23 protein-coding genes and 1 riboswitch are annotated in these 23,565 nt (G+C 70.7%); of the genes, 12 read left to right on the plus strand and 11 right to left on the minus strand.

Features of this window, described 5'->3' with window-relative positions:
- Window positions 1-141 precede the first annotated feature (141 nt).
- Window positions 142-1,977 carry a translational GTPase TypA gene (gene typA / locus GGD89_RS02220; protein ID WP_184042468.1) on the plus strand — a complete coding sequence of 612 codons (1,836 nt, stop codon included), beginning with the start codon at window positions 142-144 and terminating at the stop codon, window positions 1,975-1,977.
- Window positions 1,978-2,177: 200 nt separating this feature from the next.
- Window positions 2,178-2,798, plus strand: coding sequence for a LysE family translocator (locus GGD89_RS02225; RefSeq protein WP_184042469.1), 621 nt, complete (start codon window positions 2,178-2,180; stop codon window positions 2,796-2,798).
- Between the two features lie 32 nt (window positions 2,799-2,830).
- Here the strand turns inward: GGD89_RS02225 and GGD89_RS02230 are convergent, their stop codons facing one another.
- The 6 genes from GGD89_RS02230 to GGD89_RS02255 all read right to left on the minus strand — a co-directional run bounded on the left by GGD89_RS02230 (window position 2,831) and on the right by GGD89_RS02255 (window position 7,785).
- Complete coding sequence (locus GGD89_RS02230; RefSeq protein WP_184042470.1) at window positions 2,831-3,430, minus strand: GNAT family N-acetyltransferase; 600 nt, start codon at window positions 3,428-3,430, stop codon at window positions 2,831-2,833.
- A complete protein-coding gene (locus GGD89_RS02235; protein WP_184042471.1) occupies window positions 3,390-3,926 on the minus strand; it encodes a GNAT family N-acetyltransferase in 537 nt (178 codons plus the stop codon). The genes GGD89_RS02230 and GGD89_RS02235 overlap by 41 nt, the downstream gene beginning before the upstream one ends.
- An 89-nt stretch (window positions 3,927-4,015) precedes the next feature.
- Window positions 4,016-4,564 carry a GNAT family N-acetyltransferase gene (locus GGD89_RS02240; RefSeq protein WP_221238282.1) on the minus strand — a complete coding sequence of 183 codons (549 nt, stop codon included), beginning with the start codon at window positions 4,562-4,564 and terminating at the stop codon, window positions 4,016-4,018.
- A 121-nt stretch (window positions 4,565-4,685) separates the two neighbouring features.
- On the minus strand, window positions 4,686-4,943 hold the full coding sequence (locus GGD89_RS02245) for a YjhX family toxin (protein ID WP_184042473.1): 258 nt from the start codon (window positions 4,941-4,943) through the stop codon (window positions 4,686-4,688).
- A gap of 218 nt (window positions 4,944-5,161) precedes the next feature.
- Complete coding sequence (gene cbiB, locus GGD89_RS02250; protein ID WP_343058505.1) at window positions 5,162-6,223, minus strand: adenosylcobinamide-phosphate synthase CbiB; 1,062 nt, start codon at window positions 6,221-6,223, stop codon at window positions 5,162-5,164.
- 128 nt (window positions 6,224-6,351) lie between these two features.
- The gene (locus GGD89_RS02255) at window positions 6,352-7,785 is read right to left on the minus strand and encodes a DUF4139 domain-containing protein (RefSeq protein ID WP_184042474.1); all 1,434 of its coding nucleotides are present in this window, start codon (window positions 7,783-7,785) and stop codon (window positions 6,352-6,354) included.
- A 146-nt stretch (window positions 7,786-7,931) separates the two neighbouring features.
- Between GGD89_RS02255 and GGD89_RS02260 the strand changes: the two genes are divergently transcribed.
- Complete coding sequence (locus GGD89_RS02260) at window positions 7,932-10,151, plus strand: YgiQ family radical SAM protein (protein ID WP_184042475.1); 2,220 nt, start codon at window positions 7,932-7,934, stop codon at window positions 10,149-10,151.
- Here the strand turns inward: GGD89_RS02260 and gloB are convergent.
- Window positions 10,148-10,930, minus strand: a complete 783-nt coding sequence (gene gloB / locus GGD89_RS02265; RefSeq protein ID WP_184042476.1) for a hydroxyacylglutathione hydrolase — start codon at window positions 10,928-10,930, stop codon at window positions 10,148-10,150. The genes GGD89_RS02260 and gloB overlap by 4 nt on opposite strands.
- A gap of 130 nt (window positions 10,931-11,060) precedes the next feature.
- On the opposite strand from gloB, the gene GGD89_RS02270 reads away from it, so the two are divergent.
- Window positions 11,061-11,849: a class I SAM-dependent methyltransferase gene (locus GGD89_RS02270; protein ID WP_343058506.1), complete on the plus strand. Its 789-nt coding sequence runs from the start codon at window positions 11,061-11,063 to the stop codon at window positions 11,847-11,849.
- Here the strand turns inward: GGD89_RS02270 and GGD89_RS02275 are convergent.
- The 4 genes from GGD89_RS02275 to GGD89_RS02290 form a co-directional block, all read right to left on the minus strand.
- A complete protein-coding gene (locus GGD89_RS02275; protein WP_184042478.1) occupies window positions 11,846-12,934 on the minus strand; it encodes a hypothetical protein in 1,089 nt (362 codons plus the stop codon). The two genes, GGD89_RS02270 and GGD89_RS02275, sit on opposite strands and share 4 nt — an antisense overlap.
- Window positions 12,935-13,099: 165 nt before the next feature.
- Window positions 13,100-13,312 carry a DUF2783 domain-containing protein gene (locus GGD89_RS02280; protein WP_184042479.1) on the minus strand — a complete coding sequence of 71 codons (213 nt, stop codon included), beginning with the start codon at window positions 13,310-13,312 and terminating at the stop codon, window positions 13,100-13,102.
- A 55-nt stretch (window positions 13,313-13,367) separates the two neighbouring features.
- Complete coding sequence (locus tag GGD89_RS02285; RefSeq protein WP_184042480.1) at window positions 13,368-15,020, minus strand: FAD-dependent oxidoreductase; 1,653 nt, start codon at window positions 15,018-15,020, stop codon at window positions 13,368-13,370.
- 162 nt (window positions 15,021-15,182) lie between these two features.
- Entirely contained in the window at window positions 15,183-16,292 is a 1,110-nt protein-coding gene (locus GGD89_RS02290; protein ID WP_246422287.1) for a zinc ABC transporter substrate-binding protein, read from the minus strand.
- A 200-nt stretch (window positions 16,293-16,492) separates the two neighbouring features.
- Between GGD89_RS02290 and GGD89_RS02295 the strand changes: the two genes are divergently transcribed.
- From GGD89_RS02295 to GGD89_RS02330, 8 genes are all read left to right on the plus strand, one after another.
- A complete protein-coding gene (locus tag GGD89_RS02295; protein ID WP_184042481.1) occupies window positions 16,493-17,308 on the plus strand; it encodes an ATP-binding cassette domain-containing protein in 816 nt (271 codons plus the stop codon).
- A gap of 33 nt (window positions 17,309-17,341) precedes the next feature.
- Window positions 17,342-18,160 (plus strand): metal ABC transporter permease, encoded by an 819-nt coding sequence (locus GGD89_RS02300; RefSeq protein ID WP_184042482.1) that lies wholly within the window; start codon window positions 17,342-17,344, stop codon window positions 18,158-18,160.
- A gap of 3 nt (window positions 18,161-18,163) precedes the next feature.
- Entirely contained in the window at window positions 18,164-18,619 is a 456-nt protein-coding gene (locus GGD89_RS20325) for a Fur family transcriptional regulator (protein WP_184042483.1), read from the plus strand.
- A gap of 513 nt (window positions 18,620-19,132) precedes the next feature.
- Window positions 19,133-19,318, plus strand: coding sequence for a hypothetical protein (locus GGD89_RS20770; protein WP_484592940.1), 186 nt, complete (start codon window positions 19,133-19,135; stop codon window positions 19,316-19,318).
- The gene (locus GGD89_RS02315) at window positions 19,315-19,935 is read left to right on the plus strand and encodes a rhodanese-like domain-containing protein (RefSeq protein ID WP_184042485.1); all 621 of its coding nucleotides are present in this window, start codon (window positions 19,315-19,317) and stop codon (window positions 19,933-19,935) included. The genes GGD89_RS20770 and GGD89_RS02315 overlap by 4 nt, the downstream gene beginning before the upstream one ends.
- Window positions 19,936-20,176: 241 nt before the next feature.
- On the plus strand, window positions 20,177-21,559 hold the full coding sequence (locus GGD89_RS02320) for an NAD(P)/FAD-dependent oxidoreductase (protein WP_246422290.1): 1,383 nt from the start codon (window positions 20,177-20,179) through the stop codon (window positions 21,557-21,559).
- A 53-nt stretch (window positions 21,560-21,612) separates the two neighbouring features.
- Window positions 21,613-21,996, plus strand: coding sequence for a DUF5368 domain-containing protein (locus GGD89_RS02325; RefSeq protein ID WP_184042486.1), 384 nt, complete (start codon window positions 21,613-21,615; stop codon window positions 21,994-21,996).
- Window positions 21,997-22,045: 49 nt separating this feature from the next.
- Window positions 22,046-23,293, plus strand: a complete 1,248-nt coding sequence (locus tag GGD89_RS02330; protein WP_184042487.1) for an MFS transporter — start codon at window positions 22,046-22,048, stop codon at window positions 23,291-23,293.
- Window positions 23,294-23,340: 47 nt separating this feature from the next.
- A riboswitch (cobalamin riboswitch) is annotated at window positions 23,341-23,564 on the plus strand.
- The last annotated feature ends 1 nt before the right edge of the window (window position 23,565 follow it).

Consider the following 23,565-nt stretch of genomic DNA (forward strand, 5'->3'; position numbering starts at 1 on the left):
TGGCGCCGTGCCGGGACCGGCGCCCCACGGCGCCAAACCCTCGCGTGACTGTGGGCGCAATCTGGTGTAAGCCCGGGTCCCATCGCGACTCCCGACAGTTCGGCCCGCTTCCCCTCCGCCATGCCTTGAGACGGACACCCCATGGACCTGCGCAACATCGCCATCATCGCCCACGTCGACCACGGCAAGACCACCCTGGTCGATTCCCTGCTGAAGCAGTCCGGGACCTTCCGGGAGCACCAGGCCGTGGCCGAGCGGGCGCTGGATTCCAACGACCTGGAACGCGAGCGAGGCATCACCATCCTGGCCAAGTGCACCTCGGTGGCGTGGGAGGGCACCCGCATCAACATCGTCGACACGCCGGGCCACGCCGACTTCGGCGGCGAGGTGGAACGCATCCTGTCCATGGTGGACGGCGTGGTGCTGCTGGTGGACGCGGCCGAGGGACCGTTGCCGCAGACCAAGTTCGTGCTGTCCAAGGCACTGGCCAAGGGGCTGCGGCCCATCTGCGTGATCAACAAGGTGGACCGGTCCGATGCCCGCGCCCACGGGGTGCATGACGAAGTCTTCGACCTGTTCGCCAACCTGGGCGCCGACGACGACCAGCTCGACTTCCCGACGCTGTATGCCTCGGGCCGCGACGGCTGGGCGGCCGACACCCCCGAGGTCGTGGAGACCGACACCTCGGGCCTGACCCTGGAGCCGCTGTTCCGCCTGATCCTGGGGCATGTGCCGCCGCCCACGCGGGTGCTGGACGCGCCGTTCTCCATGCTGGCCACCACCCTGGAGGCCGATCCCTACCTAGGCCGCATCCTCACCGGGCGGGTGGAGACCGGGCGGGTCCGCCTCAACCAGCCCATCAAGGCGCTGTCCCGCGACGGCCGCGTGATCGAGCAGGGCCGCGCCTCCAAGCTACTGGCCTTCCGGGGGCTGGAGCGCGTGGCGGTGGAAGAGGTCGAGGCCGGCGACATCGTCGCCCTGGCCGGACTGACCGAGGCCACGGTGGCCGACACGCTCTGCGCCCTGGAGATCACCGAGGCGCTGCCGGCCCAGCCCATCGACCCGCCGACCCTGGCCATGACCTTCTCGGTCAACGATGGTCCGCTGGCCGGGCGCGAGGGCTCCAGGCTGACCAGTCGCGTCATCGGCGCCCGTCTGATGCGCGAGGCCGAGGGCAACGTCGCCATCCGCGTGACCGAGACCGCCGAGAAGGATGCCTTCGAGGTGGCCGGGCGCGGCGAGCTTCAGTTGGGCGTGCTGATCGAGACCATGCGCCGCGAGGGCTTCGAGCTGTCCATCTCCCGCCCGCGCGTGCTGATCCAGACCGATGAGTCCGGCCAGCGCCTGGAGCCGATCGAGGAGGTGGTGGTCGATGTGGACGAGGAGTACGCGGGGACCGTCGTCGAGAAGATGACCCAGCGCAAGGCCGATCTGGTGGAGATGCGTCCCTCCGGCGGCGGCAAGACCCGCATGGTGTTCCACGCGCCCTCGCGCGGCCTCATCGGCTATCACGGGGAGTTCCTGACCGACACCCGGGGCACCGGGGTCATGAACCGGCTGTTCCACGGCTACCTGCCCCACAAGGGCGTGATCGAGGGCCGGCGCGCGGGCGTGCTGATTGCCAACGCCACCGGCGAGGCGGTGGCCTACGCCCTGTTCAACCTGCTGGACCGGGGACCGCAGTTCATCGAGCCCGGCGAAATGGTCTACGAGGGCATGGTCATCGGCGAGCACAACCGGGGCCAGGACCTGGAAATCAACCCGCTGAAGGCCAAGAAGCTGACCAACATCCGCGCCTCCGGGAAGGACGACGCCATCCTGCTGCCGCCACCCCGGCGGATGACCCTGGAGGACGCGCTCGCCTACATCCAGGACGACGAACTGGTGGAGGTGACGCCCTCCTCCATCCGCCTGCGCAAGGCGCTGCTGGACCCGCACGACCGCAAGAAGGCCAGCCGCAAGGGGGCCGACGGGTAGGGGCGACGATCGCCCGACCGGGACGACCGGACGCGTCGGCGGCCGGACCGCCCGACACCATGGCCCGCCCGTCTTGCATCCGGCCGGCAAGCTGGTGATGATGGGGACCCAACGGCGGGCCTCGGCCCGTGCCCCGGGGCGCGGTTCCCGCGCCTCGCCGCCTTGCCGCTCGTTGCCGTTTCATCCGTTTTGGCCCGCTCATGGACCTGCCACCGCTCATCAAGGGGACTCTCATCGGCTTCGCCATCGCCGCGCCCGTCGGGCCGGTGGGGATTTTGTGTATCCGCCGCGCTCTGGCCGATGGCCGCATGGCGGCCTTCGTGGCCGGCCTGGGGGCGGCGGTGGCCGATACCCTCTATGGCGCCGTGGCCGCCTGGGGCCTGACCCTGGTCACCAATTTCCTGACCAATCACCGCACCTTGCTGAGCGTGGTCGGGGGCGTGTTCCTGGTGTATCTGGGGGTCCGCACCATGCGGGCCCGATCGCAGATGCTGCCGACGCCGGACACGCATATCGGCCTGATGCGCGACTTTCTGTCGACGTTTCTCATCACGCTGACCAACCCGGCCACCATCCTGGCCTTCATGGCGGTGTTCGCCTCCATCACGGCGGTCCAGATGCGCAGCCCCGTGTCCCTGGACACCAACCTGCTGATTCTGGGGGTGTTCATCGGCTCGGCGGCGTGGTGGGGCCTGCTGTCGGCGGTGGCGGGGGCGGTGCGGTCGCACTTCACGCCGATGTGGCTGCGCTGGTTGAACCGGGGGTCAGGCGCGGTGCTGGTGCTGTTCGGGGTCGGCGTGCTGGTGAGCGCGGTGGTGTAACCCCCCGCGCCCGACCAGGGAGGCCGCCGCCGCTATTCCCGCCAGTACTCGGGCCGGTCGAGGGCGTCGGCACAGCACACCCGACCCGCGACGGTCCCGATGACGCCGTCCCGCAGCGCCCGCACCATCCACGCCCCGGCGTCTTTCTCGGGGATGGGGTAGGGGGCCTCGAACCCCAGCCGTCCCGCCGGCACGAATCCTCGGCGCGGGTAGTAGCCCGGGTGTCCCAGCACGAACACCAGGTCCACGCCGTCCCGCGCGAGACGGCCCAGTCCCTCGTCGATCAGGGCCTGACCGACGCCGCGCCCCTGCGCGTCGGGCTCCACGGCCAGGGGCGCGAGCAGGCGGGCGCTGACCGGAGGCTCGGCGCCGGCCAGCGGCGCCGCCGTGAACAGGATATGACCCACGGCCCGGTCGTCGATCACGGCCAGCAGGGACAGGCGGGGGGCGGCGCTCGGATCGCCGAGGAGGTCGCGCGTCAGATGGGCTTCGTCCTCCTCGCCGAACGCATGGCGATGGATGGCGAGCACGGTGTCCAGATCGGACGCGGTGGTGTAACCCCCCCGCGCCCGACCAGGGAGGCCGCCGCCGCTATTCCCGCCAGTACTCGGGCCGGTCGAGGGCGTCGGCACAGCACACCCGACCCGCGACGGTCCCGATGACGCCGTCCCGCAGCGCCCGCACCATCCACGCCCCGGCGTCTTTCTCGGGGATGGGGTAGGGGGCCTCGAACCCCAGCCGTCCCGCCGGCACGAATCCTCGGCGCGGGTAGTAGCCCGGGTGTCCCAGCACGAACACCAGGTCCACGCCGGCCCGCGCGAGACGGCCCAGTCCCTTGTCGATCAGGGCCTGACCGACACCGCGCCCCTGCGCGTCGGGCTCCACGGCCAGGGGCGCGAGCAGGCGGGCGCTGACCGGAGGCTCGGCGCCGGCCAGCGGCGCCGCCGTGAACAGGATATGACCCACGGCCCGGTCGTCGATCACGGCCAGCAGCGACAGACGGGGGGCGGCGCTCGGATCGCCGAGGAGGTCGCGCGTCAGATGGGCTTCGTCCTCCTCGCCGAACGCATGGCGATGGATGGCGAGCACGGTGTCCAGATCGGACGCGGTGGTGTCGCGAAACAACATGTCTTTGCCTTGATTCTGGGATGACAGGGGGGGCGCGGCGCCGGCTCGCGCGGGGGTCCGTCCCGCGCGCGACCGACACCGCGCCAGGGTCATGCTCCCTGGTACTCAGGGCGGTGGAAGGTCTCCGCCCAGCGCACGCCGCCGGAGACCGCGCCGATGAGCCCGTCCCGCAACGCCACCACCATCCAGGCGTCGGCGAACTCGGGCGGGATGGGCACCGGGGCCTCGAACCCCAGAGGCCCCGCCGGCTGGAACCCGAACCGGGGGTAGTAGGGCGGGTGCCCCACCAAGAAGACCAGGTCGACCCCGGCCTGGGTCAGGCGGGCCAGGCCGGCCCGGGTCAAGGCGTCGCCGATCCCGTGTCTCTGGACGTCCGGCTCCACCGCCAGCGGCGCGAGGACGCTCACGGTGACGTGCGGGGCACCGTCCAGGCTGGCGGCGGTGAACAGGATGTGGCCGAGGGCGGACGGTCCCTCGAGCCGATCCTCATCGAGGGCCAGCAGCGACAGCCGGGGGGCCGCGCTCGGGTCGCGCAACAGGTCCCGGGTCAGATGGGCTTCCATGTCCCGCCCGAAGGCGCGGCGCTGGATGCCGAGGAGCGTGGAACGGTCGGTTTCGGTGGTTTCACGAATCAACACGATCGTTGTCCTTTTCTTGGGGGAGGACCCCGGGCGGACGCGGCCGCGACGCATATCGCCGACACCGCGATCCGCCTCCGCCCGCCGTGTGTCGTGGCGCGGGCGGCGGGGTCGGGAGGTGTCAGCGGTTGTCGGGTTGAGCGCGCACGGCCACGCGTCCCAATCGGGAGAGCCGATAGGGGCGTCCGTTGACCGATGCGATCAGACGCTTGGCTTTCAGTTTTCGGAAGACCGTCAGGTCACAGTCGCGAAGCCCGTATCCCTCGCGCGTGAAGCACGTGACATGGACAATGCGGCCGGAGGCGTCGCGGTCATGGCGGATCAGGCCGCCTTGAGCCAGCGCGTGCAAGACGCGCTGCTCGATTCTTGAGATATTCATGGGAGGGAACTCGCGGACAAGTCAACCGCGCACGACACAGCCCTCGCGCGGCACCGCGCGCGCGAAGACTCGTATCAATGCAAGATGACAGTCCTTGCCGAGGCAAGGCGCTCAGCGGCGCGCCGCAAGCTCCAACATACAACACCCATGATGAGAGGCGGAGACTCCTCCGCGACGGCCGGAGCATAGGCGCGGGCCGGGCGCGACGTCAACAGGCTCTACACCGCCGCGGTCATCGTCAGTCTGACCACCAGCACCAGACCCACCAGGAGCGCGGTGGCGGCGCACGCGTGGACGTAGAGTCGCAAGGCGCGGCGGATGTCGGTGGGTCCCAGGCGGGCGCGGCCATGACCCACCCACGGCTCGGCGGTGGTCCGGCCGTGATACTGGCGCGGCCCGGACAAGGCGATGTCCAGCGCCCCGGCCATGGCCGCTTCCGGCCAGCCGGCGTTGGGCGAGCGATGACGGCGCGCGTCGGCCCGCACGATCGTCCAGGCGGCGCGCGGGTCGGCCCCCTTGAGGGCGGCGGCGGCGGCGATGATCAGGACGCCGGACAGCCGCGCCGGTACGACGTTGGCGATGTCGTCCAGCCGGGCCGAGGCCCAGCCGAAGTCCCGATGCCGTTCGGTGCGATGGCCGATCATGGAGTCCAGGGTGTTGATCATCTTGTAGGCCAGCAGACCCGGCAGCCCGAACACCATGTACCAGAAGACCGGGGCGACCACGCCGTCGGAAAAATTCTCGGCCAGGGACTCCACGGCGGCCCGGCAGACGCCCGGCTGATCCAGGGCGTCCGGATCGCGCCCCACCACCATCCGCACCGCCTGTCGGCCGGCGGCCAGCCCCCCGGTTTCCAACCCCCGGGCCACGTCCGCCACGTGGTCGTGCAGGCTCTTCTGAGCCAGCAGCACCGAGATCAGCAGCAGTTCCACCACCCAGCCGCCGGGCGCGGTGAGCGAGAACCACTGCACCGCGATGCCCACCAGCGCGGCGGCGGCGGTCAGGCCCAGGGCGGCGACCATGCCCCGGATCCGGCGGTCCCGGGCCGAGCGATGCGGCCGGTTCAGGCGGCCATCGGCCTCGCCGATGGCATGGCCCATGATCACCACGGGGTGCGGCAGGATCCGGAACAGGGGGCCGAATTCGCCCAGGTAGGCGTCGATGAGCATCGCCCCCAGCAACAGCAGCAGGGGGTCGAACAGGGCGGTCGCGCCGGTGTCGAACAGGCTGATCATGGCGGCGCCGTTGTTCCATGCCGGGCCGTCCGGGGCAAGGGACAACCTGTCCAGGGCGCCCCACGGGCGATCGCGACCCAGCCGGCCCGGAGCCCCGCCTCGCCGCGCCAGGGTCGGGCGCGGCGAGGCGATCGGACTCCGTCCCGTCTTTAACCTCAGTCCCGTCTTTAACCTCAGTACTGCGTCCGCACCGTGTAGCTCAGGGTCACCTCGCCGCTGGCCGGAACCGGGACCGTCCACACCACGCGACGGGCGGTCACCCGCTCGTGGTCGGCGGACTCGTCGAGGATCGCCCAGTCGCCCGGGAGAGTGGCCTCCACGCGGACCTCAATGTCCCGATCGGGCTTGCCGTTGAGCAGGGTCACGGTGTGATCGGTCTCCACCAGGCGATCCCCCAGGCGCCGGTAGGCGGTGCGCCGTCGCTCGGCGGTGACGTCGAAGTCCTCGCCCAGGGTCAGGATGGCCTCGCCGCCCACTGCCAGGTGGTCGATGCGGTCGGCCCCCAGGAAGCGGGGCCCGCCATCCGGTCCGGCCTGGTAGACCCGCACGACGCCGGCCGGCAGGGGCACGCCCAGGCCGGTGTCGGTGGTGTTGGTCAACACCAGGTGACGCGAGGCATGCACCGGCGTGTCCTCGGCGCCCGGATCCACGTAAAGCCCCGGATGAGGAACCGCCGGAACCACATGACGCGCGGTGACCGCGATGTCCGGGGCGTGCGCCAGGGCCACCTGCCGTGTCTGGCGGTGGGCCAGGGTCACCGGGCGCTTCAGGGGATAGAAGTGCTGCCCGCCCTGGGCCTCGGCCTTGGGCGCCGGTGCCATGCTCGCGGCCATCTCCATGTCGGCGCGCATTATGCCCCGTCCGCCGAACTGGTCGTCATGGGACGCGACGGCGACCTGCCCGGCGGCCAGCGTCAGCGCGGCGTCGGTGAAGGTCCGGCCGCTGGTGTTGGTCAGGGTCGCCCAGCCGGCCAGATCGGCGCCGTCCATGGCGGCGGTCACGTCCAGGGTGTAGTCGGCGCTCCAGCCCAGGCCGCCGGCCAGATAGGTGAGCGCCAGGGAGCGCGGACCGGCGGTCTCCGTCTCGACCGAGGCCAGCAGCGTGGGCGAGGGACGCAGGCCCTCGGGCAGGCTGTCCAACACGACATCGCCGGGCAGGCCGATGCGGATGGCGCCGTCCATTTCCAGGACCACGTCCTCGGTCACCGACAGCACCGTGGCGGTGGCGCGTCGCGGCGGCGCGTCGGCGCCCTGGTCGGCCACCAGAAGGCCGATCTCCCGGCCCACCGACAGTTCCAACAGGCGGCGCAGATTGGGGACATCGGCGGCCAGACTGCGTTCCAGCACCAGCATCGAGGCGCCGTCATCGGCCGGCGCCAAACGGACCGAGGTCGCGTCGGCGGTGCCCGGTACCTCGGGGAAGGCCAGGTCGCTCTCGCCGGCCGGCAGCGTCACGGCGCGGGTCTCGCGCACCAGGGCGGTGTGGTTGCCATGGATGGTGAGCGCCACGGACCCGGGACCGCCTGGCGGCACGGCGATCTCGGCGGCGAACGCCGGGCTCGCGGCCAGCAGGGCGGCCGCGGTGGACAGCAGCAGGCGACGGGGCATGGCACGGTCTCCTCTTTAAACACGATTGTGAACACTATGACGGGTCGGGTTCGATGGGGGACCCTGCCGCCGCATCATGGCCGTCCCGTGGCGGGCATGGTACCGTCGGCGCCCTCGATCCTTAGTCACACAGGCACCGCCGGCCCATGACCGCCGCCGACTCGTCTCCCCGTCCCCTGTTTTCCTGGCGCAAGTATTGGGCGCATCGCTTCGGTGTCGCGCCGGTCCTGCCCATGACCCGCGCCGAGATGGAGGCGCTGGGCTGGGACGCCTGCGACATCCTGCTGGTGAGCGGCGATGCCTATGTGGACCATCCCAGCTTCGGCATGGCCATCGTCGGTCGCCTGCTGGAGGCCCAGGGTTTCCGCGTCGGTCTGCTGGCCCAACCGGACTGGACCAGCGCCACGCCCTTCAAGACCCTGGGCCGGCCCACCCTGTTCATCGGCATCACCGCCGGCAACATGGACAGCATGGTCAACCGCTACACCGCCGACCGGCGGCTGCGGCATAACGACAGCTACACGCCCGGGGACGAGGGCGGGCGGCGGCCGGATCGCGCGGTGACCGTCTACGCCCAGCGCTGCCGCGAGGCGTTCAAGGACGTGCCCCTGGTGATCGGCGGGATCGAGGCGTCGTTGCGCCGGGTGGCGCATTATGACTACTGGAGCGACACCGTGCGCCGCTCCGTGCTGCTGGACAGCCGCGCCGACCTGCTGGTGTTCGGCAACGGCGAGCGGGCCATCGCCGAGATCGCCCACCGCGCCGCCCGGGGCGAGCATCCGCGCGCCATGACCGACATCCGGGGCACGGCTTTGGTGCGCGACGGTGTGCCCGAGGGCTGGGCGGTCAAGGACTCCGGCACCATCGACACGCCGGGGCCGGTCCAGGCACCGCCCAACCCCTACGCCGATAGCGGGGACCGGGACGGCCGCGCGCCCGGCCTGTGTCAGGATGGGGGGCCGGCGACTCCGGCGGAACCGGCCGCGGCACCAAGGCCGGACGAAACCCGCGCACCCGATACCGGCAACCGGGGAACCGTCGTCCGCCTGCCCTCCTACGAGGCCGTGAAGGCCGATCCGGTGCTCTACGCCCATGCCTCCCGGGTGCTGCACCTGGAAAGCAATCCCGGCAACGCCCGCGCCCTCGTCCAGGCCCATGGCGATAAGGTGGTGTGGATCAACCCGCCGCCCATCCCCCTGACCACGGCGGAGATGGACGCGGTCTACGATCTGCCCTTCGCCCGGGCGCCGCATCCGGCCTATGACGGCCAGCGCATCCCGGCCTGGGAGATGATCCGCTTTTCCGTGACCATCATGCGCGGCTGTTTCGGGGGGTGCACCTTCTGCTCCATCACCGAGCACGAGGGCCGCGTGATCCAGAACCGCTCCCAGGGGTCCATCCTGAGCGAGATCGAGCGGGTGCGGGACAAGACCGAGGGCTTCACCGGCGTCATCTCCGACCTGGGCGGGCCGACGGCCAACATGTACCGGCTGGCCTGCAAGGATCCGGCGATCCAGCGGGTCTGCCGGCGCCTGTCCTGCGTCTATCCCGCCATCTGCAAGAGCCTGAACACCGATCATTCGGCGCTGGTGGCGCTGTACCGGGCCGCGCGGACCGTGCCCGGGGTGAAGAAGATCACCATCGCCTCGGGCCTGCGCTACGATCTGGCGGTGCACGCGCCGGCCTATGTGAAGGAGCTGGTGACCCATCACGTGGGCGGCTACCTGAAGATCGCGCCGGAGCATACCGAACCCGGGCCGCTGTCCAGGATGATGAAGCCGGGCATCGGCACCTACGACCGCTTCAAGGCGCTGTTCGACCGGTTCTCGCGGGACGCCGGCAAGGAGCAGTACCTGATCCCCTACTTCATCGCCGCGCATCCGGGAACCACGGACGCGGACATGATGAACCTGGCGCTGTGGCTAAAGGCCAATGGCTTTCGCGCCGATCAGGTGCAGGCGTTCCTGCCGTCGCCCATGGCGCTGGCGACGGCGATGTACCATTCGGGACGCAATCCGCTGGCCCCGGTGCGGCGCCAGGGCGAGGCCGTTGTCGTGGCTCGGGGTCTGCGCCAACGCCGGCTGCACAAGGCGTTCCTGCGCTACCACGATCCGGAAAACTGGCCGCTGCTGCGCGAGGCGCTGAAGGCCCTGGGCCGCGCCGACCTGATCGGCCCGGGCAAGCGCCGGCTGGTGCCGGCCGGTCAGCCGCCCGGCACCGGGCGTGGCGGCGGCGAGGGGGGGCGAGCCGGCCGCAAAAAAGGCCGCCAGGTCATCCTGACCCAGCATGCCCGGGACCATGCGGCGTCCGTCCGCTCGCCGCGACGGACCGCGCGAGGGCGCGGGCCGGGGACCAACAGACCCTAGAACCGGTCCTTGCGTTCCCGCACCTCGGTGAACACGGCGACCGGGTCGCTTGCCGACAGCCCCAGGCGCGCGGCCAGGGCCGGGTCGTCGGCGCGCAGGAACGGGTTGGCCGCCATCTCGTCGCCAAGGATCGAGGGCACCGTCGGTGTGTTCCGGGCGCGCAGGCGAGCCACCTCCTCGGCGCGTCCCCGCAGCGACGGGTTGTCGGGGTCCACGGTCAGGGCGAAGCGGATGTTGGCCTCGGTGTACTCATGGGCACAGTAGACCCGGGTGGTCGGCGGCAGCGCCCGCAGCTTGCCGAGCGAGGCCCACATCTGCGCCGGCGAGCCCTCGAACAGGCGGCCGCAGCCGATGGAGAAGAGGGTGTCACCGCAGAACAGCGCACCGGAGTCGGGTGTCGCGTCGGCGAACCAGAAGGCAATGTGGCCGCTGGTATGGCCGGGCACCTCGATCACCCGGGCCGCCTGTTCGCCCAGACGGATGGTGTCACCCTCGACCACGCCGTGATCCAGACCGGGGATGCGCCGGGCGTCCTTGCGGTTGCCCACGACCTGGGCGCCGGTGCGGTCCTTGATCGTCTGGTTGCCGCCGGTGTGGTCATGGTGATGATGGGTGTTGAGGATGGCGGTCAGGCGCCAGCCCCGGTCCTCCAGCACCGCCAGCACCGGCTCGGCCACGGCCGGATCGATCACGGCGGTCTCGCCGCTGTCCGGCTCATGCGCCACGTGGACGTAGTTGTCGCCAAGCACGGGTACCGAAACAATGATCAGGTCCGCCATGATATCCTCCGTTGGCCGGGCCATGCCCGGGACGTGAGCCGCCCGCCGGCCGTTCCCCCGACGCCGCGTGTGAACCGTGGGGGCGACGAACCTTTCGGACCATGCTAGCCTATCGCTTATGCGCGCGGATGTGATCGATCTTCGGAACTTTTATGAGACGCCCCTGGGTGACATGGCCCGGCGGGTGATCGCGCGTCGCGTGCGTGCGTTCTGGCCCGATGTGCGGAGCGACCGCGTGGTGGGTCTGGGCTACGCCGTGCCCTATCTGGCGCCCTTCCAGGGCGAGGCCGAGCGGGTCTTGGCCTTCATGCCCTCGGCGCAGGGCGTGCTGCGCTGGCCGGCCGAGGGGCGCAACCTGGTGGCCATGGCCGAGGAGACCGAATTGCCGCTGCCGGATCGCTCGGTGGATCGGGTCCTTCTGGTGCATGGGCTGGAGGGCCTGGACCATACCACGGCGGCCCTGCGGGAAATCTGGCGGGTCCTGACCGATTCCGGGCGTCTGCTGATGGTGGTGCCGAACCGGCGCGGCCTGTGGTCCCATCTTGAGCGCAGCCCCTTCGCCAGCGGCCGGCCCTATTCCAGCAGTCAGTTGGAAACCCTGTTGCGGGCCAATCTGTTCGCCCCCGGGGACCGGGCCGCCGCCCTGTTCGCGCCGCCCACCCGCTCCGGCGTGGTGCGGTCGGCGGCGCCGGTCTGGGAGCGGTTGGGGGGGCGTTGGTTTCCGGGCTTCTCCGGCGTCCTGCTGGTGGAGGCCAGCAAGCAGATCCACGCCCTGCCGATGAGTCGCGAGCCGCGCCGCGCCCGCCTGCGTACGCCGGTTGTGGTGACGTTTCCCGGCTTGCGGCCGGGCGCCACCGCCGCCGAGCGCCGTGGCCATGCACCCGACGACACCCCCCGGCGGATCCTTGACGCGCGCTAATCCCAGGACATGCGGCCGCGCTGGTAGCGGATCTGCTTCTCCTTGCGTACCCGCAGGGTCTCCGGCGGCTTGCGTCCGGGCTCCTGAAGCTTGGTCATCATCACCCATTCATCGACCGGCATGTAGCGCGGTCCCAGGAACCGGTAGGTGGCGGCCATGAGGTCCTCCAGCGATCGGCCCGGTTGCATGGGGTGATCCAGCCAGGCGGTCAGCAGATCCTCCCACACAACAAGCCGCACGCGCAAATCGTCCCGATGCGTGTGCAGGTAGGTCTTGACCATGTCCAGGTTCCGCAGCGCCGCCATGATCTCGCCGGTCTGGGCGTCCACGGTCTCGAAGGCGCGGGTGAAGTCCTCCACGGCGAGGTTGAACAACCGCAGCAAGGAGTGGGCCGTGGCCAGCATCGAATGTTCGTTTGCATAGATGGTACGCAAGTCCTGCGCCTTCAGGTACGCCCGCTTTATGGCGTTGAACTCGTCGCGCAGGGCCTCAATGTACGCCAGATCGTTGGACAGGTCACGCAACAGGTCCGTCACCTGTTCCTTCGATGACAGCATCAGCGCGTTGGCGGCCTCGCCGAAGGCTTCGTTCACCCGCCGCCGGAAGGTGGGATCGCCCGCCACCTGCATGAGTTCGTCGGGGTTGGTGATTACGTGCTCGTCACCGGACAGCCAGCCCAGGACCTGCATGGACAGGCGGTGGTAGGCGATCTGCCGGTGCTTGTCCTTGGGCTCCCAGGATGCGTCGCCGGTCAGCACCTCGCGCGGGATCGGATCACCCAGACGCAGGCCCTTGACGAACTTCAGGCCCTTGGCCAACAGGGCGAGCATGCGGCCGTCGGGGCTGTCGCTGGCGATGGCGAACTCCTTGCGCACGCCTTCCAATGGCAGACTGACCACTTCATCGCCCAGGCTGACCATGGCCACGGGCTGCTGGGTGGCCTGATCCAACTGGAAGTGAATGTCGTCCACCTTGCGGAAGAACACGTGTTCGAAGGTCACCGTCGCCGCGCCGCCAAACGCGGTCGCGGGCAGCGGCGCGTCGGCCGTGGCGGGGGTGGTGCTGGGCGCCGTGGCGTCGGTCATGCGCGGGTCCGCTCGACAGCAGGAACGAGCAAGAGGGGTGAGGTGCTCCCGAAGACGGTCTCGGGTGGAGCCGACCCCATATTGCCACAGACCGGGGGCGTGGCAACCGCTGTCTCCGGTCCCGTCTCCGGCACCGAGGCGGCGGCGCCGTCCCGTGACGGCCGGTCAGCGCGCGTGCGTTCGCGGGGCCGCCGGGTCGAGGGCCAGCCGCATGGCCTCGTCCAGAACCTCGGGATCGCCGATGTGGTTGGCCAGGAGCAGGATCAGCCGGGCATTGACGCGGCGGCTGCCGGCGAGGTCCAGGTCGCGGTGCAGGGCGATGAGTCGCTCGTAGAAGCCGTCCGGGTCGGGCAGGTTGGGCTGGATGGTCAGCGGCATGGCGGCGGTCCCCATGGAAGCGGGCAGGGCGAGGGCGGGCGTCCCGGTCGAGGCATCAGGCGCGGGCGATGGCCCGGTCGCGGGCGGTGGCCAGCCGGGCGGGGTCGGGGCCGCGCCAGCGGCCGGCGATCACCTGGTCCGGGCGCACCAGGACCGTGGTGCCGGCCGTGGCGTCGTAGCGCTCATGGGCCAGGCCGGCGCCGTCCACCAGGTCGCCCGCGCGACGGCCGACCGTCACCACGTGGATCGGCACGTCCTGGGCGGCGAGGGCGGCCATGGTCCCGGTGTGGTCCGGCGGCGGTGCCGTCTCCTCCCCCAGGAACAGCAGGGCGACGAAGCGATCCCCCAGGTGCCGCAGCAGCCAGTCCGGCGCTCCCTCGGCGGTCACCGGAGCGTCGGCGGCATTGGTGCCGGGGGGCGGGGCGCCGGTGAAGGGCTCGGTGTCCGCTGTGTTGAGGGACGACCCCGTGTATGGCGTCGGTCGCGACAGCCGGCCCGAGTTGACCAGCGGCCGGGCGAAGGGCAGATGCTCGGCCAGGTCCAGGGTGGCGTCGCGGAAGGCGCGGGACACGGTGCTCTTGGGAGAGATGAAGTCGGTGGAGCGGGTGGAGGTGAGCAGGTTCTCCCGCGCCGCCAGCACCCGTTCCTCGCTGTAGCTGTCCAGCAGGCGCTCGGGCGCCTGGCCGCGCAGCACCAGGGCCAGCTTCCAGATCAGGTTGTCCACGTCCTGGATGCCGGTGTTGGCGCCGCGCGCGCCGAAGGGCGAGACCTGATGCGCCGCGTCGCCGGCGAACAGCACCCGGCCGTGGCGGAAGTCCTCCAGCCGGCGGCAGGCGAATTGATAGACCGAGACCCACTCCAGGTCGAACGCCGTGTCCTCGCCCAGCATGCGCTTGAGGCGCGGGATCACACGTTCCGGCCGCTTTTCCTGTTCGGGGTCGGCTTCCATGCCGAGCTGGAAGTCGATGCGCCAGACGTTGTCCGCCTGCATGTGCAGCAGGACCGACTGCCCGCGATGAAACGGCGGGTCGAACCAGAACCAGCGCTCGGCGGGGAAGTCGGCCTTCATGACCACGTCGGTGATCAGGAACCGGTCCTGGAACGCCTGGCCGGCGAAGGGAAGGTCCAGGGCCTCGCGGATGTCCGACCGGGCGCCGTCGCAGGCGATCGCCCAGTCGGCCTCCATGTCGAAGAACCCGTCCGGGGTCTCGACGGTCAGGCGCACATGATCCCCGGCCGGCGTGATGTCGGCCACCTGGTGTTTCCAGCGCAGGTCCACCCGGTCGTCGAAGCCGTGGGCGTGGTCGATCAGGTATTCTTCCAGGTAGTACTGCTGAAGATTGATGAAGGCCGGCATGCGGTGCCCGTCCTCGGGCAGCAGGTCGAACTGGTAGATCAGCCGGTCGTGCCGGAACACCTTGCCGTTTTTCCAGATCACGCCCTTGTCGAGCAGGCGCTGGGCACAGCCCAGGCGGTCCCAGATCTCCAGGGGCCGCTTGGCGTAGCAGACGGCGCGTGAGCCGACCGAGACGGTGGAGTTGTCGTCCAGCACCACCACCGGCACGCCATGGTGGGCGCAGTCCAGCGCGGCGGTCAGCCCCACCGGTCCGGCGCCGACCACCACGACGGGGTGGCGGACGCGCCGGCCGGTGCGCTGCTCCTCGGACGGGACGTAGGGAAACTCCGGATATGCGTAGGTGCTCAACATGGCCGCCGACCTCCCCGGGGATCGCCGCGTCCGGCCCGGCGGGGGGCCGCGCGGTGATCGTTTAGTTTCATTTGTTACCGTCCAGGGGATCCTACGGAGCGGGGCGGCCGGCGACAAGGCAAAGGTCGACGAGGGGGGGCTGGCGAGGGCGGGGGGCGCGGCCTACCCCTCCAGGCAGGCGCGCAGGGAGTCGGCCAGACCCCGGATCAGCCGCTCGTAGAAATCGGGTCCCGCCGGCAGGTCGGCGCCCAGCGGGTCCAGCACGCCGGCGCGGGCCTCGGTGCCCTCGACCACCACGCGCACCAGGCGGGGCTCGAACTGCGGTTCGGCGAACACGCAGACCGCCCCCTGGTCCCGAAGGCGATCGCGGATGTCGGCCAGACGCGCGGCGCCGGGGCTGGTCTCCGGGCTGACGACGACCGAGCCCACGGCGCGCACGCCGAAGCGGTGTTCGAAGTACTGGTAGGCATCGTGGAAGACGACGAAGGGGACGTCGGCGACCGGCGCCAGCTCCGCCGACAGATCGGCGACCAGGGTGTCCAGGCGGGCGATCGTCGCGGCCGCGTTGGCGCGGTAGGTCTCGGCGTGGGTGGGGTCGGCCTCGGCCAGGGTGTCGGCGATGGCGGCGACCATCACCCGCGCGTTGACCGGGTCCAGCCAGAGGTGGGGATCGGCCCGGTCCGCCGGGGGGGCGGCCTCATGGTCGTGGTCGTGGTGGTGGTCGTCGTCGTGCGTGGCTGCGTGGTCGTGACCGTGATCGTGGGTGTCGTGCGTGGCCGCGTGATCGTGACCGTGATCGTGGGTGTCGTGCGTGGCCGCGTGATCGTGGTCGTGGTCGTGGTCGTGGTCGTGGCCGTGGACATGCTTTTCGAATGGCCCGCCCAGGCGCATCGGCAGCCGGGTGAGGCCGTCCAGCGTTTCCAGGCGCAGGCTTGCCGCCGTATCCCCCAGGGTCTCGACGGGGCCGACCAGGAACCGCTCCAGGGTGGGGCCGACCCAGACGACGACGTCGGCCGACTCCAGCGCCGCCGCGTCGGACGGACGCAGGCTGGCGGTGTGCGGCGAGGCCCCCCCCTTGACGATCAGGTGGGGGGTGCCGACGTCCCCCATCACGGCGGCCACCAGGGCATGGATGGGCTTGATGGAGGCCACCACGCCGATGGGGTCGGCCGCGCGCGAGGGCGCGGCGCCGAAGGCCAGCGCGCCGCAGACCGCGCCGGCGGTCAGGACCATGCGGGCGCCCATCCGGCGCCAGGACCCGGGGGTGTTCATGGGTCGTCTCCTTGAACGAGGGGGAACAGGGCGCGTGCAAACGCCCGACGGCGGAACCGTTATATTATAACATAACATTTCCCTGTCGGCTTCAATGGGTGTATGACCGACCAAAGCCCAGGTGCGCCCCGCGCGGGCCCGATCGGCTTGGACCGCCCGCTGCGTCCAGGCCTCCCCTTTTCGAGAGGATCGCTCGCCGCATGCTCCGCACGCGCTCCCAGTCCCGGTCTATCTCGACCGCCGGTCCGGCCACGTCCCTGGTCGAGGCGCATGGCCTCGGCGTCCACCGCGATGGCCGCTGGCTGGTGCGGGACATCGACCTGACCGTGAACCGGGGCGAGATCGTCACCCTCATCGGCCCCAACGGATCGGGCAAGAGCACCACCGCCAAGGCCATCATCGGCGTGATCAAGCCCGACGTGGGGTCCATCCGCCGGGCGTCCGGCTTGCGCATCGGCTATGTGCCCCAGGCGCTGTCCATCGACCGGACCCTGCCGCTGACCGTCCACCGGCTGCTGACGCTGACCGCCCGCCACGACAGGACGGCGGTCGAGGGTGCGCTGGAGGCGGTGGGCGTTCCGCACCTGCGGCGGGTCCCGGTGCACGACCTGTCGGGGGGAGAGTTCCAGCGGGCGCTGCTGGCCCGCGCGCTGCTGCGGGCGCCGGACCTGCTGGTCCTGGACGAGCCGGTTCAGGGCGTGGACTTCCCCGGCGAACTGGCGCTGTACGGCCTGATCCAGGATATCCGCGATCGCCACGGCTGCGGGGTGCTGCTGATATCCCACGACCTGCACGTGGTGATGGCGGCCACGGACACGGTCATCTGCCTGAACGGCAGCGTGTCGTGCCGGGGATCGCCGCAGGCCGTGGTCGCCGACCCGGCCTACGCCAGCCTGTTCGGCGCGGCGGCGGCCGAGACCCTGGCCGTCTACCGCCACCGTCACGGGGGCGGGCCCGCCGGTCATGCGCACGACCACGACCACGACCACGACCACGATCATCACCGGGATCCGTGACGCCCGGGCCCCGCATCGGACATGTCCCCGCCCATGCTTGACGATTTCTTTTCCCGCGCCCTCATCGCCGGGGTCGGCCTGGCCCTGATCACCGGTCCGCTGGGCTGCTTCGTGGTCTGGCGGCGCATGGCCTATTTCGGCGCCACCATGGCCCACTCGGCGCTGTTGGGCGCGGCCCTGGCCCTGTTCCTGCGGATCGAGCCGATGAGTGGCGTGTTCCTGGTGGCCACGCTGGTGGCCGGGGCGCTGATGCTGCTGGAGCGCATCGGTGGCCTGTCCTCGGATACGCTGCTGGGCATCCTGGCGCATGCCGCGCTGGCGATCGGGCTGGTCGCCGTGGCGGCCATGCCCTGGGTGCGGGTGGACCTGATGGGCTTCCTGTTCGGCGACATCCTGGCGGTCTCCAGGACCGACATCGCCATCATCTTCGCCAGCGGCGTGGTCATCCTGGGCTTGCTGGCCTGGTCGTGGCGGTCGCTGCTGGCCGCCACCGTGAACGAGGAACTGGCCCGGGCCGAGGGCCTGGGGCCGACCCGGGCGCGCGTGCTGTTCATGCTGCTGCTGGCGACGGTGATCGCCATCGCCATGAAGCTGGTGGGCATCCTGTTGATCACCGCGCTGCTGATCATCCCGGCGGCCACGGCCCGGCGGCTGGCGGGGGGACCGGAAGCCATGGCGGTGGTGGCCTCGCTGGTCGGGGCGGTGGCGGTGGTGCTGGGGCTGGGCGGATCCCTGACCCTGGACACGCCGTCCGGGCCGTCGATCGTGATGGCGGCGTTCCTGTTGTTCCTGGCGAGCCTGTTGCCGATGGCCTGGCGGCGTGGATCGGCGCCGCCGGACGCGGGGTCGTGAGCCATGGCGGGGTCGGAACCACCGCCACCCCTGTCACCGGCCCTGACCCGCAACCAGGGGCTGGTGCTGGACCTGTTGCGGACCGTCGGGGAGCCCCTGGGCGCCTATGCCATCCTGGACCGGTTGCGGAGCCAGGGTCTGCGGGCGCCGGCCCAGGTGTATCGGGCGCTCGACCGGCTGGCCGCGCTCGGGCTGGTGCATCGCCTGGAGACCCGGAACGCCTTCGTCGCCTGCACCCGGGGCGCTCATCCGCCACAGGTCACGGTGTTCGTGCTGTGTGACCGTTGCGGCGCGGCGCGGGAACTCGCCGACGATGGCCACACCGCGGCGCTGGCCGCCCTGGCCCGTCGCGCCGGGTTCCAGGTGCTGGGCGGGCGGATCGAATTGCGGGGCCTGTGCGGCCGCTGCGGGCGCATGGCGGCCTCGGAGTCTCCGGACGACGAGGACCCCGGTCCCTGATCGGACGCGGCGTGTCGTCGGCCCCGGATCCTGCCGTCGGGTTGCGTTTGAGCAATTACAGGCCGGCCCAAATGGCGGAAGAATAGCGTCGGCGTCCCGTGGTAGCGGTGGCCGGCCGAACCCCCCGTGTCCGGTGCGGGGTGCCGTGCCCGTGACCCCGGGCGCATTGGGATTCGGCATTCCGCGCTGGAGTCACGGTCATGGGTGAAACCCTGCGGGCGGCCCTGGTAGAGGCCCTCGATGATGAATATCGGGCCGAGGCGATGTACGAGGCGGCGATCGCCGCCTTCGGTCCGGTGCGGCCGTTCGTGCAGGTTCAAGAGGCCGAACGGCGGCACGCCGACACGCTGCTGCAAGTGTTTGAGCGCTATGGCATCGACCCGCCTCCCAACCGGTGGCGCGGACGCCTCACCCGGCCGACCGACGTGGGGGAGGCCTGTCGCGCCGCCATGGTCGCCGAACGCGATACGATGGCGATGTATGACCGTCTGATCGACGTCGTCGAGGAGGAGGATGTCCTGGCCGTGTTCCGGTCGCTCCGGCAGGCGTCCCAGGTGCGGCATTTGCCCGCTTGCGAGTGCGCGGAGGTCGGCGAGGCCGGTGCGTGACGCCCGTGCCTATCCATGTGGTCCTGATCAGTGGGTCCCGTCTGTCCCGGCCGTCCGGACCGACACCGAGATAAGGAGAGCCGTCCCATGACTCGATCCATGACTCGACCGTGCATCCATGCCCTGGCCCTGGCCGTCGGCCTGGGCCTGAGTTTGGCCGCCGCGCCGTCGCTGGCCGCCGACGTGCCCGAGAAGGCGTCGGCCCAGGTCAAGTCCGGCCTCTATGTCACCGCGCTGGAAGCCTGGGATCTGATGCGGGCCGAACCCGATGCCGTCGTCCTGGTGGACACCCGCGATCCGGTCGAGGTGATGTTCACCGGCTTCGCGTCGGAGACCGACATTCATGTGCCCTACAAGATCGCCGATCCCACCGCCCTGAATCCCGACAAGGGCGTCTGGCACATGCGGCTGAACCCGGCGTTCGCCGATGCCGTCGAGGCTCGCCTGAACGCCCTGGAGGCCGACAAGGGCACCACCAAGGTGATCTTCATGTGCCGCTCGGGCAGCACGCGAAGCGCGCCGGCCGCCGACCTGCTCCATGATCGCGGCTGGACGCAGACTTACACCATGGTGGACGGGTTCGAGGGCGGGAAGCGCAAGGATGGCGCGTCGGCGGGGGTGCGCGACGTCGATGGCTGGCGCAACAGCGGCTTGCCTTGGGGCTACACGCTGCCTGAAGGCATCGTGTACATGAGCGACGGACAATGATGCAGCCATAGGCCGGGGGCGGCCGTCGCACGCGGTGGAGTCCGCGCCGGCAGGGTCCGGTTGGGCCTGTCGATGTCTGTTGTCGTGTCCCACGAGCCCGCGCCGGGACACGGTTCCCGACATGTTGTGTATTAGAATAATCTGATATATAAGGATCCCAGAAGGGCGGCGCCGTCGACGCCGCGTGATCACGCTTGAGAACAAGAACAAACAAGGCTTGGAACCAAGGGAGGAACGACGGATGGACAAGGACACGACCCGGGCACCCATGGAGGCGCCGGCCGACGATGACGCGGCGCTGGCCCGGCGCGGCCTGGACCGCCGCACCCTGCTCAAGTTGAGCGCCGCCGGAGCCGCCCTGGCGACCGGCGCGACGGCGGTCGTGCCTTCGGCCCGGGCTCAGAACGCGGTGCGCACCAAGGCCCGTATCGTCATCGCCGGGGCCGGTGCCGCGGGCTTGTCCATGGCTTCACGCCTGGCGCGCCGCCTGGAGGGGGCGACCATCACCCTCATCGACGCCCGCAGGCGCCACTTGTACCAGCCGGGGTTCACCCTGGTGGCCGCCGGCCTGAAGTCCCAGGACTATCCCATCTCGCGCACCGCCGACTACATCGCCTCGGGCGTTGAGTGGATTGAGGAGGGCGTGGCGGAATTCGATCCCGACGCCAACCAGGTGGTCACCGAAAGCGGCCGCGCCGTGCCCTATGACTACCTCGTCGTCGCCGCCGGCATCGACCTCGACTACGACTCCCTGGACGGCATGGAGGTGAGCCGGGTGGGCCGGGATGGCCTGGGCAGTCACTATGGCGGTCCCGAGGCCGCGCACGCCACCTGGGAGTCGCTGTCCCACTTCCTGGCCACCGGCGGGACCGGTCTGTTCATGCGCCCGGCCACCGAGATGAAGTGCGCCGGCGCGCCCCTGAAATACACCTTCCTGGCCGACGACCGCCTGCGCGACCGGGGCCGGCGAGAGGACTCCCAGATCATCTACGCCGCGCATTCCAAGTCGCTGTTCAGCGTGCCCATCGTTGCCGAGAAGGTGCGCATGCTGTTCGAGGACCGGGGCTTCGACACGCGCTACGAACACGTCATGACCGGGATCGATCTGGGCCGCAAGGAAGCAACCTTCGCCACGCCCGACGGGCCCAAACAGATCAGCTACGACTTCATCAACGTCATTCCGCCCATGCGTGCCGCCGCTGCCGTCCGCGACAGCGCGCTTCCCTGGCAGGAGGGGCCGTTCGCCGCCGACGGCTGGGTGGAGGCCGACAAGCATACCCTGCGTCATCCCCGCTTCCCCAACGTGTTCGCGGTCGGTGACGTCGCCGGTGTGCCCAAGGGCAAGACGGCGGCCAGCGTCAAGTGGCAGGTGCCGGTCGCGGCCGATCACCTGGTGGCCCAACTCGACGGCAAGGACAGCGATGCCGTTTACGATGGTTACACCTCGTGCCCGCTGATCACCCAGATGGGCCGCGCCATGCTGGTGGAGTTCGACTATCGCAACAACCTGACGCCCTCCTTCCCGGGCGTGGTGGCGCCGCTGGAGGAACTGTGGATCAGCTGGGTGATGAAGACCATCGCCCTCAAGCCCACCTACATCGCCATGCTGCGCGGCGAGGCATGACCGGCGCCGTCCGGACCGAATGAAGAAAGCACAACGGGGAGGAGACCCAGACCATGCAAGGCTTCGACATCGCCGTGTTCGTATCGGTGTTTCTGGAAATGATGGGCGGTATTCTGTGGGTGCTGCTGGCGCTGGCCGTCATGGGTATCGCCGGCTTCGTCATGGTGCTGCTGCGTGAGCGGACCCTGGTCAGCCGCCGCCTGCTGCGCTGCCAGGCCATGGGCCTGCTGGGTGGCGTCGGCGCCCTGGTGCTGATGGCCTGGGTCACCATGTCCGGCTTCACCGATGCCGGCGGTCCGGTGGACTGGTTGCTGATCGGCATCATTTTCGGAACGGGGTTGATGGGGACCACCATCCTGACCTATGCCGCGTGGGGCCTGATCGACGTGATGACCGGACGGAGTCCGGCGTCCGCGCGGGCGCCTCACGTCGCCTGATCGCGCGGGTCGCCCGGGCGCGGGCGACCCCATCGCGGAGAGCCCACCCGTGCCCGACGTCAGCGATCCCGTCGCCACCCAGATCCCCGCCACCCCGATCCCCGATCATGGGCGCACCCGCTGGCCGGTGGTACTGACGCTGGTGCTGGGCGGCATGGTTGCCGCGCTGCACGTGGGCAAGGTGCCGCCGGCCTTGCCCGCCTTGCGGGTCGACCTGGGGGTGGGGCTGGTGCCGGCGGGGTTCATCGTTTCCACCTTCAATGTGTTGGGGATGTCGCTGGGTCTGGTGGCTGGGGTGACCGCCGACCGACTGGGACGCCGCCGTCTGGTCGGACTGGGATTCGTGGCGCTGGCGCTGGGGGGCACGGCCGGTGCCGTCAGCCAGGGGGTGCCGGTGCTCCTGGCCAGCCGGTTGCTGGAGGGACTAGGTTTCATGGCGGTCTCGGTGGCCACGCCGGCGCTGGTGCTGGCCGTGACCGCGCCCCGCGACCGCTCCCTGGCGCTCAGTCTGTGGAGCGTCTTCATGCCCGCCGGCATGGCCATCGCCCTGGCCGGCGCGCCCCTGGTCCTGGAGGCCGCCGACTGGCGGGCGCTCTGGCTGACCGTCGCCGGCCTGGCGGTGATGGGCGGCGCGGCCGTCACCACCGCCACGGCGGGGATCGCGCGCTCGACCCCGCCGCCCGGCGCGTCCTGGCGCGTCCTGATCGAGAGCGTGACCCGGCCCGGGCTGCTGCTGATGGCCGCCACCTTCGGCGCCTATGCCTTCCAGTGGATCGCCGTCATGGTCTGGCTGCCGACCTTCCTGCCCGAGGCGCTGGGGGTGACCGGGCGCGCCGCCGCCTTGCTGACGGCGCTGGTGGTGCTCATGAACGCGCCGGGAAACCTGGTCGGCGGCGGGCTGCTGCGCCGGGGCGTGACGGGAACGCGGATCATCGTCGTCGCCAGCGTCGCCATGGCCCTGTGCGGCTGGGGCCTGTTCTCGCCGGCCCTGGCCGACCCGGTCCGATTCGCGCTGGTGCTGCTGTTCTCGACGGCCGGCGGGTTGATCCCCGCCGCGCTGTTCGCCGGCACGCCGGCCGAGGCGCCATCGCCCGGCCATCTGGCGGCCGCCAACGGGCTGCTCATGCAAGGGTCCAACATCGGCCAGTTCCTGGGGCCGCCCCTGGTGGCCGCCGCCGTCACCGCCGCCGGCGGCGCCTGGAATGGTGCCCAGGTCCCCGTCATGGTGGCCGCCGCCCTGACCGCGCTGATCGCCCTGACGCATGGCCGCTGGCGCCGGACCGGGCGTGTCCGGTGACCATCGGCTCGACCGAAGCTCCTTGACTTCACGGGGCGATTGACGCCTTTTCTACACCAATCGACGGTTCCCGGGCGCCACGCGTCCGGGTGAAAAGGGAACACGGTGAGGCGTACCCATCAGGGGCCGACTCCGTGGCTGCCCCCGCAACTGTGAGCGGCGAGCGCTCCGTCACGCGCCACTGGGATGGGATCGCAGGATCCCCCTCGGGAAGGCGGCGGACCCGCGACGACCCGCGAGCCAGGAGACCTGCCGCCGATGTGTGGCGCCGA

The organism is Roseospira visakhapatnamensis (genome assembly GCF_014197915.1).
Lineage (GTDB): Bacteria > Pseudomonadota > Alphaproteobacteria > Rhodospirillales > Rhodospirillaceae > Rhodospira > Rhodospira visakhapatnamensis.

Coding starts and splice junctions, on each gene's coding strand:
- GGD89_RS02260 (WP_184042475.1), top strand. CDS start 7,932: ATGACCGCCGCCGACTCGTCTCCCCGTCCCCTGTTTTCCTGGCGCAAG.
- GGD89_RS20325 (WP_184042483.1), top strand. CDS start 18,164: ATGGCGGGGTCGGAACCACCGCCACCCCTGTCACCGGCCCTGACCCGC.
- GGD89_RS02320 (WP_246422290.1), top strand. CDS start 20,177: ATGGACAAGGACACGACCCGGGCACCCATGGAGGCGCCGGCCGACGAT.
- GGD89_RS02295 (WP_184042481.1), top strand. CDS start 16,493: ATGCTCCGCACGCGCTCCCAGTCCCGGTCTATCTCGACCGCCGGTCCG.
- GGD89_RS20770 (WP_484592940.1), top strand. CDS start 19,133: ATGTCCTGGCCGTGTTCCGGTCGCTCCGGCAGGCGTCCCAGGTGCGGC.
- GGD89_RS02225 (WP_184042469.1), top strand. CDS start 2,178: ATGGACCTGCCACCGCTCATCAAGGGGACTCTCATCGGCTTCGCCATC.
- GGD89_RS02235 (WP_184042471.1), bottom strand. CDS start 3,926: ATGTTGTTTCGCGACACCACCGCGTCCGATCTGGACACCGTGCTCGCC.
- GGD89_RS02325 (WP_184042486.1), top strand. CDS start 21,613: ATGCAAGGCTTCGACATCGCCGTGTTCGTATCGGTGTTTCTGGAAATG.
- GGD89_RS02245 (WP_184042473.1), bottom strand. CDS start 4,943: ATGAATATCTCAAGAATCGAGCAGCGCGTCTTGCACGCGCTGGCTCAA.
- GGD89_RS02275 (WP_184042478.1), bottom strand. CDS start 12,934: ATGACCGACGCCACGGCGCCCAGCACCACCCCCGCCACGGCCGACGCG.
- GGD89_RS02255 (WP_184042474.1), bottom strand. CDS start 7,785: ATGCCCCGTCGCCTGCTGCTGTCCACCGCGGCCGCCCTGCTGGCCGCG.
- GGD89_RS02290 (WP_246422287.1), bottom strand. CDS start 16,292: ATGAACACCCCCGGGTCCTGGCGCCGGATGGGCGCCCGCATGGTCCTG.
- gloB (WP_184042476.1), bottom strand. CDS start 10,930: ATGGCGGACCTGATCATTGTTTCGGTACCCGTGCTTGGCGACAACTAC.
- GGD89_RS02280 (WP_184042479.1), bottom strand. CDS start 13,312: ATGCCGCTGACCATCCAGCCCAACCTGCCCGACCCGGACGGCTTCTAC.
- GGD89_RS02300 (WP_184042482.1), top strand. CDS start 17,342: ATGCTTGACGATTTCTTTTCCCGCGCCCTCATCGCCGGGGTCGGCCTG.
- GGD89_RS02285 (WP_184042480.1), bottom strand. CDS start 15,020: ATGTTGAGCACCTACGCATATCCGGAGTTTCCCTACGTCCCGTCCGAG.
- GGD89_RS02315 (WP_184042485.1), top strand. CDS start 19,315: ATGACTCGATCCATGACTCGACCGTGCATCCATGCCCTGGCCCTGGCC.
- typA (WP_184042468.1), top strand. CDS start 142: ATGGACCTGCGCAACATCGCCATCATCGCCCACGTCGACCACGGCAAG.